Genomic DNA, 14131 nt, shown 5'->3' on the forward strand with positions numbered 1-14131 from the left:
TGAAGCCCTTCAGACGGCATTTTCGTCCGAATATTGAACGGAGGACAAAAAATGATTACACCGCAACAGGCCATCGAACGATTAATCAGCAATAACGAGTTGTTTTACGATGAAATGACCGACTTGATGCGTCAGATTATGAGTGGACAGGTTCCGCCGGAGCAGATAGCGGCCATTTTGACAGGATTGCGTATCAAGGTTGAAACCGTTTCCGAGATCACCGCCGCCGCCGCCGTGATGCGCGAGTTTGCGACAAAAGTGCCGCTGGAGGATGCGGAGGGGCTGGTCGATATCGTCGGTACGGGCGGGGATGGCGCGAAAACCTTCAATATTTCGACGACTTCGATGTTTGTTGCCGCAGCAGCAGGCGCGAAGGTTGCCAAACACGGCGGGCGTTCCGTTTCATCTTCCAGCGGCGCGGCGGATGTGGTGGAGCAGATGGGCGCAAACCTCAACCTGACTCCCGAACAGGTTGCCCAAAGTATCAGGCAGACCGGTATCGGGTTTATGTTCGCCCCCAATCACCACAGCGCTATGCGCTATGTCGCCCCGGTACGACGTTCGCTCGGTTTCCGAAGTATTTTCAACATTTTGGGCCCATTGACCAATCCTGCGGGTGCGCCGAACCAACTTTTGGGCGTGTTCCATACCGATTTGTGCGGCATTCTTTCCAGAGTATTGCAACAACTTGGTTCCAAACACGTTTTGGTTGTTTGTGGGGAGGGCGGCTTGGATGAAATTACACTGACGGGCAAAACGCGCGTTGCCGAACTCAAAGACGGAAAAATCAGCGAATACGACATCCGCCCAGAAGATTTCGGTATCGAAACCCGCCGCAATTTGGATGAAATCAAAGTTGCCAATACTCAGGAATCTTTGTTGAAAATGAACGAGGTGCTGGATGGGAAAGAAGGGGCTGCGCGCGATATCGTATTGCTCAACACCGCCGCCGCCCTGTATGCCGGAAATATCGCTGCTTCGTTTTCAGACGGCATATCTGCCGCACGGGAAGCGATTGATTCAGGTAGGGCGAAGGCGAAAAAAGAGGAATTTGTCGGGTTTACGCGGCAATTTGCCTAAGCGGACAGAATGAATATAAAGCAACAAATGCCGTCTGAAAGGCTTCAGACGGCATTTGTGTTTCAGGGTTAAAAGAATGGAGAGGGCAATTTATTTATATAAAAACTTTTGGGGCTGTAAAGGAGCAAAGATTGCAGTTGCAACGTGTGGTAGAGTATGCCAAAAATTGAAACATTACAGTCAAAATTACGGAGATCGAATAAATGACTTTCAATCAAGAACAAGATTATTGGGCTGGCTATCAGGCAAATGAAAGAGCCTTGATTATTCAAACATGGTCAGGATTTGGGCGATATGCTCCAGACCACCTATATCCCCCCATATCCTGCCATTGGATACCGACAATGAAACTTTAGGCACGACGGTCTTGCAAGCGTTGGCGAACAGCAGGACTTTCGTTTATGACAGTCCAGAAGACCAAGATTTTTTTGATACCGAAAAATTTCGGCAACGCTATGAGGATTGGGTTGCCAAGCTATGCGGGAACTTGGGCTATAAAACCAGACGCGCCCTATTTAAAAACATGATGAGCGGGGATATTTGGCTGCACAACGGCTGCCTGAAAATCAGCCCGAGCCGCCATGTCAAGCTGGAAGCGTGGGATGCCATTGATGCAGACGATGTGATTTTATCATTGGATAACAGCCCTGAAGAAATCGGAGCAGGTTTAAAGTTGGCATTGGGCCGCTGCCGATAATATTTGACAAAAGGTCGTCTGAAAGCCGGAAAAATGTTTCAGGTGACCTTTTTTATTAGATTCAAGCTCGCGTGCGTGCATACCGCACACACCTTACCTGCACAGGTTTAATGCGGGCTACGGCTTGCTTGGAAGGATACATGAATTAAAATTTAAAAAAGTTGACTTTCCCGTTCCTAATACTAATTGGAAAAATCCTATTGATGTCTTGAATGAATCAGGTAATGTTAATAGACCTCGTTATAGGAGTAAATAAAAATGGCAATTTGGAATTATCGGTACTACCTTATCCCATCAGCTGCTATCAGAAATAAATTTAATGCAAATAGAGATATTATACTTGATGAGTATCGATCTAATGGTTTTCAGAATTTTAATGAGAATAAAAGTTTTGAAAATTACTTTATCGATAATGATGTTATATTATCATCAATAATAAATGAAGCAAAAAAACAGCTTAAATTGAAAGAGTCTTGGGATAAAGACGCAATCATGTTTTGTGATAATTTTGGTAATAGTCTTACCGTTTGGCCAGATGATATAGAGTGTGAACTTGATTTAAGATTTGATTATACTGAATTTATTCAGAAAACCATTGATTGGGCAATAAAATATAATTGTCTACTTGTAATAGGAAAAACAGGAAATGTAGTTTCCCCTAATATAAATAATCTAATGTATGAAATAAAAGCATATTTGGAAAGCAAGCCGTGGCCCATATGAAACCTAAACTCAATACGTAGGATGTGCATGGAATGCACGCATGCGGTTCTCAAGGTTTAAGCCAAAAGGCCGTCTGAAACAACAAAAATACGTTTTCAGACGGCCTTTATTTAACGTTACCGAGCCAGCGGGTTACAAAGTGCAGTCAATGCTGCTGCGCCCTATGCCCCCGAAGCCATAGGCAAGACATTTGGACACGGTGAAAACAAAAACGAAATCGTCCAAACTGTCGGACACTTCCTTTTAATAGCTTGGATTTTAAGTAAATGCCGTCTGAAAAGGTTTCAGACGGCATTGGTTTTTAAAAAAGGCTTACGCACCGTAAACGGGATACTTGCTGCAAAGCTCGGTAATTTGTTCGCGGACTTTGGCGAGGTTGGCTTCGTCTTCGGGATTAGCCAATACATCGGCAACCAAGTTCGCCAATACGCGCGCGTCGGCTTCGTTGAATCCGCGCGTGGTCATCGCGGCGGAGCCGATGCGGATGCCGGAGGTAACGAACGGTTTTTCCGGATCGTTCGGGATGGCGTTTTTGTTGACAGTGATGTGCGCTTTGCCCAAAGCGGCTTCGGCGGCTTTACCGGTGATTTTCATCGGTTGCAGGTCAACGAGGAAAACGTGGCTTTCGGTACGGCCGGAAACGATGCGCAAACCGCGTTTGACCAGTTCTTCTGCCATCGCGGCTGCGTTGGTTTTCACTTGTTTCGCGTATTGTTTGAACTCGGGTTGCAACGCTTCTTTAAACGCCACGGCTTTGGCGGCGATGACGTGCATCAGCGGGCCGCCTTGCAGGCTCGGGAAGATGGCGGAGTTTAACGCTTTTTCGTGCGTGTTGTCGCGGCACAGAATCACGCCGCCGCGCGGACCGCGCAGGGTTTTGTGGGTGGTGGTAGTTACGAAGTCGCAGAACGGCACAGGGTTGGGATATTCGCCACCGGCAACCAGTCCGGCGTAGTGCGCCATATCGACAAAGAGGTATGCGCCGACTTTGTCGGCGATTTCGCGGAATTTTGCCCAGTCGATTTGCAACGCGTAGGCAGATGCACCGGCCACAATCATTTTAGGTTTGTGTTCAAGAGCCAAGCGTTCTACTTCAGCATAATCGAGCACTTCGTTTTCATCCAAGCCGTAAGTAACGGCATTGTAGAGTTTGCCGGAAATATTGACGCTCGCGCCGTGGGTCAGGTGTCCGCCGTGCGCCAGAGACATACCCAAAATGGTGTCGCCCGGTTTCAAAACAGAAGCGTACACAGCTTGGTTGGCTTGGGAACCGGAGTGCGGTTGGACGTTGGCATAGGCGGCACCAAACAGTTCTTTTACGCGGTCGATTGCCAATTGTTCGACAATATCGACGTATTCACAGCCACCGTAGTAGCGTTTGCCGGGGTAGCCTTCGGCGTATTTGTTGGTCAGCTGGGAACCTTGCGCTTCCATAACGGCGCAGCTGACGTAGTTTTCAGAGGCAATCAGCTCGACGTGGTCTTGCTGGCGTTGGTCTTCTTGGGCAATGGCGGCTGCCAGTTCGGGATCATATTGGGTGATGGTTACGCTTTTTGAAAACATCTCTTGATTCCTTTGTGTGGTCAGGGTTAATTATTGAAAATTTATGCGTAAAGCGGAGGATTGTCAACGATTTTGTCGGACGGTGGGGCGGTTTTCTGCGGGCGGTGTTGCCGTGTGTAACAAAACACTGGATAAAAATATTATCTTTGTTATAATTAATGTAAAGATTCAGTTTGACTTTTTAACCGTAAACCAAGAGAGGAAAGCGATATGTTCCCAGAATACCGTGATTTGATTTCCAAATTGAAACAGGAAGATTCCCACTTCGCCCGTCTGTTCGACGAACACAACGAGCTGGACGATAAAATTACCGGTCTGGTCAACAATCCGGTTACCAGCGGTGCGGAAACCATCGATGAGCTGAAAAAAGCCAAATTGAAACTGAAAGACGAGTTGTACGCTATTCTGCAAAAAGCAGCGGGCAAATAATTCGGGTTTGAGTTTTTGAAATGCCGTCTGAAAAGTTTTCAGACGGCATTTTTTCCGTTCGGAAAGGCGGTTTTCTATCTTTTTAAGGCTGTGTACGAAATATCGGCGGCAGCGTCGGATGCGCGCTGCCGCCCTTCTTTATCGGTCAGGCAGCCTGTTTATTTTGAATGCAGGCGGTCGAGGTAATCCACTTCTTCGCGGCTGCCCATAATGACGGCGACGCGCTGGTGCAGGCTTTCGGGCTGTATGTCGAGCATGGTCTGATATGCGTTGCTTGCCGATGCGCCCGCCTGTTCGAGTATCAGGGCCATAGGGTTGGCTTCGTACATCAGGCGCAGTTTGCCGGGTTTGGCGGGGTCGCGTTTGTCTTGCGGATACATGAACACGCCGCCGCGCATCAGGATGCGGTGGATTTCGGCAACCATACTGGCTACCCAGCGCATATTGTAGTTTTTGCCGCGTGTACCGGTTTCGCCCGCCAAGAGTTCGTCGATGTATTGTTGGACGGGGGGCAGCCAGTGGCGGCGGTTGGACATATTGATGGCAAATTCTTTGGTGCTTTCCGGTACTTTCGGGTTTTCTTTGGTCAGCACAAATTCGTTTTCGGCATTGAGCGTGAACATATACACGCCGTGCCCAAGTGTGAATACGAGCTGGGTTTGAGGCCCGTAAAGAACGTAACCAGCGGCAAGCTGCTGTCTGCCCGTTTGAAGGAATGATTCGGTTGCCAATGCGCCTTCGGGTTTTTCAAGGATGGAGAAAATCGTACCGACGGAAATGTTGACATCAATATTGGACGATCCGTCTAAAGGGTCGAATAGGACGAGATAGCGTCCGTTTTCACCGGCACTTACGAAAGTGTCTTCTTCCTCGCTTGCCAAACCGGCAACGGCAGGGTTGGCTTTGAGGGTGTCAATCATAATGTTGTTGGCGATAACATCCAGTTTTTTCTGGTCTTCGCCCTGAATATTGCCCGTGCCCGCCATGCCCAATACGCCGGCCAGTGCGCCGAGGCGGACTTTGGCGTTGATTTCGGTGCAGGCGGAAACGACGGACAGTAAAACGCCGCCGAGCGCTTCGGGCAGCCGGTTTTGTTGCAGGTGTTCGGGGAGGAATCGGGTCAGTGTGTCCATAGTTTGCTCGTTTCGGAAAGGTTTATGCCGTCTGAAAGGCGGCAGATTGCTGCGGGGCGTTCCTTTGGCGCGTTCAGCCAAATATTGTGTGGGATTGTAGTGGAAAAAAACGGCGCGGGGCAAGTCGGAACGCGGCAGGCGGATGAGGGGATATTTATTCTTATAGTGGATTAAATTTAAACCAGTACGGCGTTGCCTCGCCTTGCCGTACTATTTGTACTGTCTGCGGCTTCGTCGCCTTGTCCTGATTTAAATTCAATCCACTATAAAAGTGCCGACTGCCGGTATATCGTCCGGTTTTGTTTGTTTGACGGGAGATGCCGTCTGAAGGGTTTCAGACGGCATCGGGGTCAGCGGATTTTGCTGTCCAACAGGTAGCGCGCGCCTTCGTCTTGCGCCAGCAGCCGCGTCAGGGCGGGGAGGTTTGCCGCCAATTGTTCCGCTAACAGATAGGGCGGATTGATGACGAACATTCCGCTGCCGTGCATACCGAAGCCGTCGGCTTTCGGCGCGTGGACGTGAAGTTCGGCATGGAGGAAGTTGTCGGGAACGAGTTTTTTCAGTTCTTCGGGCAGCTTGCGGCTTTCTTCGCGGCTGAGGCTGGGATACCAGATGAGATAACAGCCGGACTCAAAACGTTTTAAAGCGGCTTTCAGCGTTTCCGTTACACGCCGGTAGTCTTGTTTTTCCTCGTAAGGCGGGTCGATGAGGACGGCGGCGCGGCGCGGCGGGGGCGGCAGCAGGGAAATCAGCCCTTTGTAACCGTCTTCGCGCAATACTTGTCCGCGTTTGCCCAATCCTGCTTCGTCCATATTGTTTTGCAGGCGGATGAAATCGGCAGGATGCAATTCGAACAGTCGGAGTTTGTCGGTCGCACGGGTCATGGACTGTGCCAGCCACGGAGAGCCGCAGTAAAGTTCGGGCGAGGGCAGGATTTTTTGTATGTGCGCGGCAAAGTCAGACAGTTCGGCAGGCAGGTTTTGCGCCTGTCGGAGCAGGGCGATGCCTTGCCGGTATTCGCCGACTTTTTGCGCCTCGCTGCCTTCGAGATTGTACACACCCGCGCCGCCGTGCGTGTCGATGTACCAGTAGGGCTTGTCTTTGCGGTTGAAATATTGCAGTACTAAAAACAAGGTAAAGTGTTTGAGCATATCGGCGTGGTTGCCGGCGTGGAATGCGTGTCTGTAACTGAGCATGGTATGAAAGCCGTTTGTGCGGAAATGCCGTCTGAACGCGGGAATATGGTTTCAGACGGCATGACGTAATGGAAAACAAATGCCGAATCAGCGTTTTTCGCCGATTTTGCCTTCTTTGCCTTTAAGCAGGTTGCTGATATTGCTTTTGTGGCGGAACAACACCAGCAGGGCAATGGCGACGGTCGCCCAAATCCAAGAAGGGTGGGGCATAAAAAACAGTGCGGCAAGGGGGGCGGCGATTGTGGCGGTTAATGCGGCAAGGGAGGACACCTTGAAGCCGAATGCCATCACAAGCCAAATCAACGCGCAGACCAAGGCAGTTGCGGGAGAGAGTGCCAGAAGCACGCCCAATGCCGTTGCCACGCCTTTGCCGCCCTTAAATCCGAAAAACACCGGCCACATATGCCCGACCAGCGCGGCGAGTGCGACGGCAGCAATTGCGCTGTCGGATAAACCGAGCGGTTCTTGAAGCACGCGTGCAAGCAAAACGGCAACCAAACCTTTGGCGGCATCGCCCAAAAGCGTCAGCGCGGCCGCCTTTTTTTTGCCGCTGCGTAAAACATTGGTCGCGCCGGGATTGCCCGATCCGTAGGTGCGCGGGTCGTCCATCCCGTAATATTTGGAAACAATGACGGCGAAAGACAGTGAACCGATTAAATAGGAAACGGCAACAGCCGGTATGTTGAACATTTGCGGTACTTTACTTAGAATGGTGCGGTTATTTTAGCAAAAAACGGGGCGGATTATGGATAAAATCTTTTTGCACGGCATGAAGGCGGATACGCTTATCGGCGTGTACGGCTGGGAGCGCGAACGGTTGCAGACCCTGATTGTCGATTTGGACATCGGCGTTCCCGAGAAAGCGGGTTCGGACGATGATATTGCTAATACGGTGCATTATGCCGAGGTATGCGAAACGTTGCGCCGACATCTGAAAGAACAGGATTTCCTGCTTTTGGAAGCGTTGGCGGAATATATTGCCGATTTGGTTTTGGGATATTTCGGCGCGGTGTGGGTGCGCGTGAAAATCGTCAAGCCGGGTATTTTGGAAGGCGTGCGCGAGGTTGGCGTGGAAATCGAGCGCGGCAAGCGTGAAGATTGAACGGCATAATAGGAAACGGAAAGGAGATATGAAGTGGATTTGAGGGAAGTAAAATTAGGCGGCGAAACCATTTACGAGGGCGGTTTCGTCAGCATCAGCAGGGATAAGGTCAGGCTGCCCAACGGCAATGAAGGGCAGCGCATCGTCATCCGGCATCCGGGCGCGGCATGCGTGTTGGCGGTAACGGATGATGAAAAGGTCGTTTTGGTGCGGCAGTGGCGTTATGCGGCAAATCAGGCGACATTGGAACTTCCTGCGGGCAAGCTGGATGTGGCGGGCGAGGATATGGCAGCGTGTGCGCTGAGAGAATTGGCGGAGGAAACACCTTATGTTGCCGACAGCGTGCGCCTGCTGTACAGCTTTTATACGGCGGTCGGTTTTTGCAACGAAAAAATGTATCTGTTCGAAGCGGAAGACGTGCGTTTGGGCAGTACGCTTGCCAATGACGAAGACGAGATTACGGAAACCGTATTGATGTCGAAAGATGAAGTCCGTCAGGCATTAGCAAACGATGAAATTAAAGACGGCAAGACATTAATCGGTTTGCAATACTGGCTGATGAAGGATTGACAGGGTGTTGAACTGCCTGCCGGAGTAAGTCGGCGGGCATTTTGTTTGGCGGATGAGATATGCCTTTTCGGCTTGTCTCTGGGCGCGTCCTTTAAAGTCATTCGTGCTTTAGTAATAAGAGAGAAAAGGGGATGATAATTACCCAAACGAACATGATAATTTTTAAGAATGGTTAATAATGAATATCTTTGTTACTGATTTTTCTTACAGGTTTATTAGTTTATTGGTTCTGTCTTATATACCGTCAATTCATTCATCGGATGATGATATTGATTTTGGCAAAAGGGTTATGATGGTTACTTTTTTTGCATTTTTAGACGCAGCAATAGAGCGTTTTTTTTAAGAAAAAGCCTTGGTAGGTTTATCCTCTCAAGGCTTTTTCTTTGTTACAGACCTAAAAGCCCAATTTGAATTTGAGAACGGTAATTGGCACGGGCGGTATTTAAACAACCGAAGCCGATTTATTGTTCTTCCTTTTTTTTATATAATGGTCTATTCATTGATGGATTACTTTTTAAGAATACAACATTAATAGTATCAGACACTCGTAAACATGAAATTTCTGATACAAAACCTATATAGGCTTGACCCTGATAAAAAAATCTATAACGAAGAACCGGATATGAACTCTTACCTGTTAATCTCTCTTCAACAACTGCTTTTGTATGTATTGTTCCACCATACTTTAATAAAAAATCTGTAATTAATGAACAGTAAAGAACATAAGATATACCTCCTACGATTATAAAGACAATTAAAATATTCTTTATTTTCATTTTGAACGCTGATTATTATTTGATTTCTAATATATGTAAATTCTTGAGAATTATAACTTTAAAGAAGATTTTTCACTGTTAACAATAATCAAATATTAAGAACTTGATGAAGAGTACCGTGAGAACCATTAATAATAAATATAAAACATGTTTTATAAAAAACCTTTTAGTGACGACACCTTTATATGCTTCCTCCTTAGATAATAACATAAAAATCAAGTTTATAGAAGAAAAAACAAGAATTTCAACAATTAATATAGGGGCAGAAGTAAATACAAACCTCTGCATGAAAATTGACCATGGATGCTCTTTATATGTTATCAAACTATGATGACCATCCAGTGTAAAGAATGCTAAAAAGCTAACAATAGGTAACTCTATTAAAAACAAAGCTATATTCTTCCATTTATCATTTTTTTGTACCATTGGAATTGCTCTATGTGATTCCGTTTACACTATAGTAATTTGTCCTCTTTATGCTTTCTTGATTATACATAAATTATGTCAAAACAAAGGGAGGCAATTTTTTGCAATTATTTGACTGCCGCCCCTATCTTCAGCCCGAGCCAGGTCAGCAGCAGCGAACCTGCCGTGTGCAGGAAAATATTGGCAAGTGCTGAAGCGGGACGATTCGATTGGAGTAGGGTTACGGTTTCCAGTGAAAATCCGGAAAGCGTGGTCAGGCTGCCGAGAAAACCGGTAATCAGCAGCAGCTTCCATTGTGGGTGGTTGACGGTTTCGGCAAAGATTCCGATAAGAAAAGCACCTATCCAGTTGGCAAACAGGTTGCCTGTGACCGGAGGTATTGATGCGGGAACGGCGAGGTTGAGCAGCCAGCGCGCCGTTGTGCCGAATATTGCACCGATGGAAAGAGGGATGATGTTGGAAAGCATGGTTTTGCCTGTCTATGCCGTCTGAAGGCTACCGCCATATGCCGCGGTCGGACTTCAGATAGCGGTTGTCGTCGAAAGTGTTGATCCAATGGGGCTTCAGTGCAACAAATATGGCAGTTGAAATGCCGCTGAGGAAAGCCTCCGCCCACGCCAGCAGAATAAAGACGGGCAGGGCGGTCGTCCATAATATTTCGGACGGAAAAGCGTTTGCGGCATCCAAAATACCGGTCAGCACCAGCCCGGTCAGCAGAATGCCAGCGGCGGAAGCGAGAAAGCCGTTGACGAAAATAAAGATGAAAATATTGGGCGGCAGGCGGTCGACCAGCATACGCGACAGGCGGTTGACGGCCAGCGCGGGCAGTATCAGTACCAAAGCGTTCGGCGGATATGCGCCGGCAGAACCGGCAAACAGCAGGCAGTAGGGCAGCATCAGCAGCGCGGCAAGCCAAAGGGCGGCGGAAGTATCCACCATCAGTGCAACCAGATTGACGGCGAGCAGGTGGTAGTTCATCTGTGCAAGCTGTCCGCCGCCGGCAGAGGCGTTTAGACACCATGCTGCGGAAAAAATGACGGTACACAGGGGAAGGGCTGAACGGTAGCGGGCAAGCGAGCGGAATGCCGACGGTCCGGAAGCTGCCAATAGGAGGATGAGTGCAATCCATGAAGCCCCCAGCAGCATATCTGAAAACCAGACTGTTTGGAAAATCATGCCAATACCGTAAAGATGAATAAGAGAGCATCTATTATAGTGCTGCCTGCGGCAAACAGAAAGCTGTAATGATTTTGACCGAATTGTCGGTCAGGTTGTTTTGTTTATAATGGAAACACGTTAAAATATACCTATTTAATCGTTTGCTTTGCGGGAAACTGCATATGTTTTGGATAGTTCTGATCATTATTTTGTTGCTTGCTATTGCGGGTTTGTTTTTTATCCGAGCACAATCCGAACGGGAATGGGTGCGTGAAGTTTCTGAATGGCAGGAAAATAAAGGGGGACAACAGGCGGAATTACCTGAAATCCAAGACAGGATGCCTAATTTTCTCGAGCTTGGTCTGATGATTTTTCATGCGGTCAAAGCGGCGGTATGCTGGCTTTCCGTTAATATTGTCCGTTTTTGCCGGAATTATCTGGCGCACGAATCCGAACCGGACAGGTCCGTTCCGCCTGCTTCTGCAAACCGTGAGGATGTTCCGACCGCATCCGACGGGTATTCAGACAGCGGAAACGGGACGGAAGAAGCGGAAACGGAAGCAGCAGAAACTGCGGAGGAAGAGGCTGCCGATACGGAAGACATTGCAACTGCCGTAATCGACAACCGCCGCATCCCATTCGACAGGAGTATTGCTGAAGGGTTGATGCCGTCTGAAAGCGAAACTTCGCCCGTCCGTCCGGTTTTTAAAGAAATCACTTTGGAAGAAGCAACGCGTGCTTTAAACAGCGCGGCTTTAAGGGAAACGAAAAAACGCTATATCGATGCATTTGAGAAAAACGAAACAGCGGCCCCCAAAGTCCGCGTGTCCGATACCCCGATGGAAGGGCTGCAGATTATCGGTTTGGACGACCCTGTGCTTCAACGCACGTATTCCCGTATGTTCGATGCGGACAAAGAAGCGTTTTCCGAGTCTGCGGATTACGGATTTGAGCCGTATTTTGAGAAGCAGCATCCGTCTGCCTTTTCTGTAGTCAAAGCCGAAAATGCACGGAATGCGCCGTTCCGCCGTCATGCAGGGCAGGGGAAAGGGCAGGCGGAGGCAAAATCCCCGGATGTTTCCCAAGGGCAGTCCGTTTCAGACGGCACAGCCGTCCACGATGCCTGCCGCCGCGTTTCCGTCAATTTGAAAGAACCGAACAAGGCAACGGTTTCTGCGGAGGCGCGGATTTCGCGCCTGATTCCGGAAAGTCGGACGGTTGTCGGGAAACGGGATATCGAAATGCCGTCTGAAACCGAAAATGTTTTCACGGAAACTGTTTCGTCTGTGGGATACGGGGGGTCGGTTTATGATGAAACTGCCGATATCCATATTGAAGAGCCGGCCGCGCCGGATGCGTGGGTGGTCGAGCCGCCCGAAATGCCGAAAGTTTTCACGCCCGAAATCGATATTCTGCCGCCGCCGCCCGTATCGGAAATCTACAACCGTACCTATGAACCGCCGGCAGGATTCGAGCAGGCACAACGCAGCCGCATTGCTGAAACCGACCATCTTGCCGATGATGTTTTGAATGGAGGTTGGCAAGAGGAAACCGACGCTATTGCGGATGACGGCAGTGAGGGTGTGGCAGAGCGGTCAAGCGGGCAATATTTGTCCGATGACGGAGCGTTCGGGCATGACAGTCGGGCGGTTTGTCCGTTTGAAGATGTGCCGTCTGAACGCCCGTCCCGCCGGGCATCGGATACGGAAGCGGATGAAGAGGCGTTCAAATCGGAAGAAACCGGTGCGGAATCCGAACACCTGCCGACAACCGACCTGCTTCTGCCTCCGCTGTTCAATCCCGAGGCGACGCAAACCGAAGAAGAGCTGTTGGAAAACAGCATCACCATCGAAGAAAAATTGGCGGAATTCAAAGTCAAGGTCAAGGTTGTCGATTCCTATTCCGGCCCCGTGATTACGCGTTATGAAATCGAACCGGATGTCGGCGTTCGCGGCAATTCGGTTCTGAATCTGGAAAAAGATTTGGCGCGTTCGCTCGGCGTGGCTTCTATCCGCGTTGTCGAAACCATCCCCGGCAAAACCTGCATGGGTTTGGAACTTCCGAACCCGAAACGCCAAATGATACGCCTGAGCGAAATCTTCAATTCGCCCGAGTTTGCCGAATCCAAATCCAAGCTGACGCTCGCGCTCGGTCAGGACATCACCGGACAGCCCGTCGTAACCGACTTGGGCAAAGCACCGCATTTGCTGGTTGCCGGCACGACCGGTTCGGGCAAATCGGTGGGTGTCAACGCGATGATTCTGTCTATGCTTTTCAAAGCCGCGCCGGAAGACGTGCGTATGATTATGATCGATCCGAAAATGCTGGAATTGAGCATTTACGAAGGCATCCCTCACTTGCTTGCCCCTGTCGTTACCGATATGAAGCTGGCGGCAAACGCGCTGAACTGGTGTGTTAACGAAATGGAAAAACGCTACCGCCTGATGAGCTTTATGGGCGTGCGCAATCTTGCGGGCTTCAACCAAAAAATCGCCGAAGCCGCAGCAAGGGGAGAAAAAATCGGCAACCCGTTCAGCCTCACGCCCGACGATCCCGAACCTTTGGAAAAACTGCCGTTTATCGTGGTCGTGGTCGATGAGTTTGCCGATTTGATGATGACGGCGGGCAAGAAAATCGAAGAACTGATTGCCCGCCTCGCCCAGAAAGCCCGCGCGGCAGGCATCCATCTGATTCTTGCCACACAACGCCCCAGCGTCGATGTGATTACAGGGTTGATTAAGGCGAACATCCCGACGCGCATCGCGTTCCAAGTGTCCAGCAAAATCGACAGCCGCACGATTCTCGACCAAATGGGCGCGGAAAACCTGCTCGGTCAGGGCGATATGCTGTTCCTGCCGCCGGGTACGGCCTATCCGCAACGCGTTCACGGCGCGTTTGCCTCGGATGAAGAGGTGCACCGCGTGGTCGAATATTTGAAGCAGTTTGGCGAGCCGGACTATGTTGACGATATTTTGAGCGGCGGCGGCAGCGAAGAGCTGCCCGGCATCGGGCGCAGCGGCGACGGCGAAGCCGATCCGATGTACGACGAGGCCGTATCCGTTGTCCTGAAAACGCGCAAAGCCAGCATTTCGGGCGTACAGCGCGCCTTGCGTATCGGCTACAACCGCGCCGCGCGTCTGATTGACCAGATGGAGGCGGAAGGCATTGTGTCCGCACCGGAACACAACGGCAACCGTACGATTCTCGTCCCCTTGGACAATGCTTGATTTTTTGCAAATGGAAATGCCGTCTGAAGACTGTTTCAGACGGCATTTTTA

Annotated in this window: 14 protein-coding genes and 1 pseudogene; 8 read left to right on the top strand and 7 right to left on the bottom strand. The window is 49.7% G+C overall.

Annotated elements, in window-relative coordinates; translation table 11 throughout:
- The first annotated feature begins 51 nt into the window (after window positions 1–51).
- The 3 genes and pseudogenes from trpD to Q9J80_RS01775 all read left to right on the top strand — a co-directional run bounded on the left by trpD (window position 52) and on the right by Q9J80_RS01775 (window position 2500).
- On the top strand, window positions 52–1080 hold the full coding sequence (trpD, locus tag Q9J80_RS01765) for an anthranilate phosphoribosyltransferase (protein WP_301673681.1): 1029 nt from the start codon (window positions 52–54) through the stop codon (window positions 1078–1080).
- A 203-nt stretch (window positions 1081–1283) separates the two neighbouring features.
- Window positions 1284–1777: pseudogene (locus tag Q9J80_RS01770) on the top strand (contact-dependent growth inhibition system immunity protein).
- A 258-nt stretch (window positions 1778–2035) separates the two neighbouring features.
- Window positions 2036–2500, top strand: coding sequence for a hypothetical protein (locus Q9J80_RS01775; protein ID WP_301673682.1), 465 nt, complete (start codon window positions 2036–2038; stop codon window positions 2498–2500).
- A 312-nt stretch (window positions 2501–2812) separates the two neighbouring features.
- On the opposite strand, the gene glyA is transcribed toward Q9J80_RS01775, so the two are convergent.
- Window positions 2813–4063, bottom strand: coding sequence for a serine hydroxymethyltransferase (glyA, locus tag Q9J80_RS01780; protein WP_301673683.1), 1251 nt, complete (start codon window positions 4061–4063; stop codon window positions 2813–2815).
- Between the two features lie 210 nt (window positions 4064–4273).
- On the opposite strand from glyA, the gene Q9J80_RS01785 reads away from it, so the two are divergent.
- The gene (locus Q9J80_RS01785) at window positions 4274–4492 is read left to right on the top strand and encodes an HP1242/YdcH family protein (protein ID WP_019273511.1); all 219 of its coding nucleotides are present in this window, start codon (window positions 4274–4276) and stop codon (window positions 4490–4492) included.
- A gap of 158 nt (window positions 4493–4650) precedes the next feature.
- On the opposite strand, the gene Q9J80_RS01790 is transcribed toward Q9J80_RS01785, so the two are convergent.
- The gene (locus tag Q9J80_RS01790; RefSeq protein ID WP_301673684.1) at window positions 4651–5625 is read right to left on the bottom strand and encodes a class 1 fructose-bisphosphatase; all 975 of its coding nucleotides are present in this window, start codon (window positions 5623–5625) and stop codon (window positions 4651–4653) included.
- Between the two features lie 24 nt (window positions 5626–5649).
- Here Q9J80_RS01790 and Q9J80_RS01795 point away from each other — a divergent pair, with 24 nt between their 5' ends.
- Complete coding sequence (locus tag Q9J80_RS01795) at window positions 5650–5799, top strand: hypothetical protein (protein ID WP_301673685.1); 150 nt, start codon at window positions 5650–5652, stop codon at window positions 5797–5799.
- Window positions 5800–5975: 176 nt separating this feature from the next.
- On the opposite strand, the gene Q9J80_RS01805 is transcribed toward Q9J80_RS01795, so the two are convergent.
- Both Q9J80_RS01805 and plsY read right to left on the bottom strand, forming a co-directional pair.
- Window positions 5976–6821 carry a 23S rRNA (adenine(2030)-N(6))-methyltransferase RlmJ gene (locus Q9J80_RS01805; protein WP_301673686.1) on the bottom strand — a complete coding sequence of 282 codons (846 nt, stop codon included), beginning with the start codon at window positions 6819–6821 and terminating at the stop codon, window positions 5976–5978.
- A gap of 87 nt (window positions 6822–6908) precedes the next feature.
- The gene (plsY, locus tag Q9J80_RS01810; RefSeq protein WP_301673687.1) at window positions 6909–7511 is read right to left on the bottom strand and encodes a glycerol-3-phosphate 1-O-acyltransferase PlsY; all 603 of its coding nucleotides are present in this window, start codon (window positions 7509–7511) and stop codon (window positions 6909–6911) included.
- A gap of 55 nt (window positions 7512–7566) precedes the next feature.
- Between plsY and folB the strand changes: the two genes are divergently transcribed.
- Both folB and Q9J80_RS01820 read left to right on the top strand, forming a co-directional pair.
- On the top strand, window positions 7567–7923 hold the full coding sequence (folB, locus tag Q9J80_RS01815; protein WP_002221051.1) for a dihydroneopterin aldolase: 357 nt from the start codon (window positions 7567–7569) through the stop codon (window positions 7921–7923).
- Window positions 7924–7956: 33 nt separating this feature from the next.
- On the top strand, window positions 7957–8493 hold the full coding sequence (locus Q9J80_RS01820) for an NUDIX hydrolase (protein WP_301673688.1): 537 nt from the start codon (window positions 7957–7959) through the stop codon (window positions 8491–8493).
- Between the two features lie 461 nt (window positions 8494–8954).
- Here Q9J80_RS01820 and Q9J80_RS01825 read toward each other — a convergent pair whose 3' ends face one another.
- From Q9J80_RS01825 to Q9J80_RS01835, 3 genes are all read right to left on the bottom strand, one after another.
- A complete protein-coding gene (locus Q9J80_RS01825) occupies window positions 8955–9269 on the bottom strand; it encodes a hypothetical protein (protein ID WP_301673689.1) in 315 nt (104 codons plus the stop codon).
- A 533-nt stretch (window positions 9270–9802) separates the two neighbouring features.
- Entirely contained in the window at window positions 9803–10162 is a 360-nt protein-coding gene (locus Q9J80_RS01830; protein WP_301673690.1) for a fluoride efflux transporter CrcB, read from the bottom strand.
- A 28-nt stretch (window positions 10163–10190) separates the two neighbouring features.
- Window positions 10191–10871 (bottom strand): energy-coupling factor ABC transporter permease, encoded by a 681-nt coding sequence (locus tag Q9J80_RS01835; protein ID WP_301673691.1) that lies wholly within the window; start codon window positions 10869–10871, stop codon window positions 10191–10193.
- 164 nt (window positions 10872–11035) lie between these two features.
- Here Q9J80_RS01835 and Q9J80_RS01840 point away from each other — a divergent pair, with 164 nt between their 5' ends.
- Window positions 11036–14080, top strand: coding sequence for a DNA translocase FtsK (locus Q9J80_RS01840; protein WP_301673692.1), 3045 nt, complete (start codon window positions 11036–11038; stop codon window positions 14078–14080).
- The last annotated feature ends 51 nt before the right edge of the window (window positions 14081–14131 follow it).

Source organism: Neisseria blantyrii (assembly GCF_962747855.1).
GTDB classification, from domain to species: domain Bacteria; phylum Pseudomonadota; class Gammaproteobacteria; order Burkholderiales; family Neisseriaceae; genus Neisseria; species Neisseria viridiae.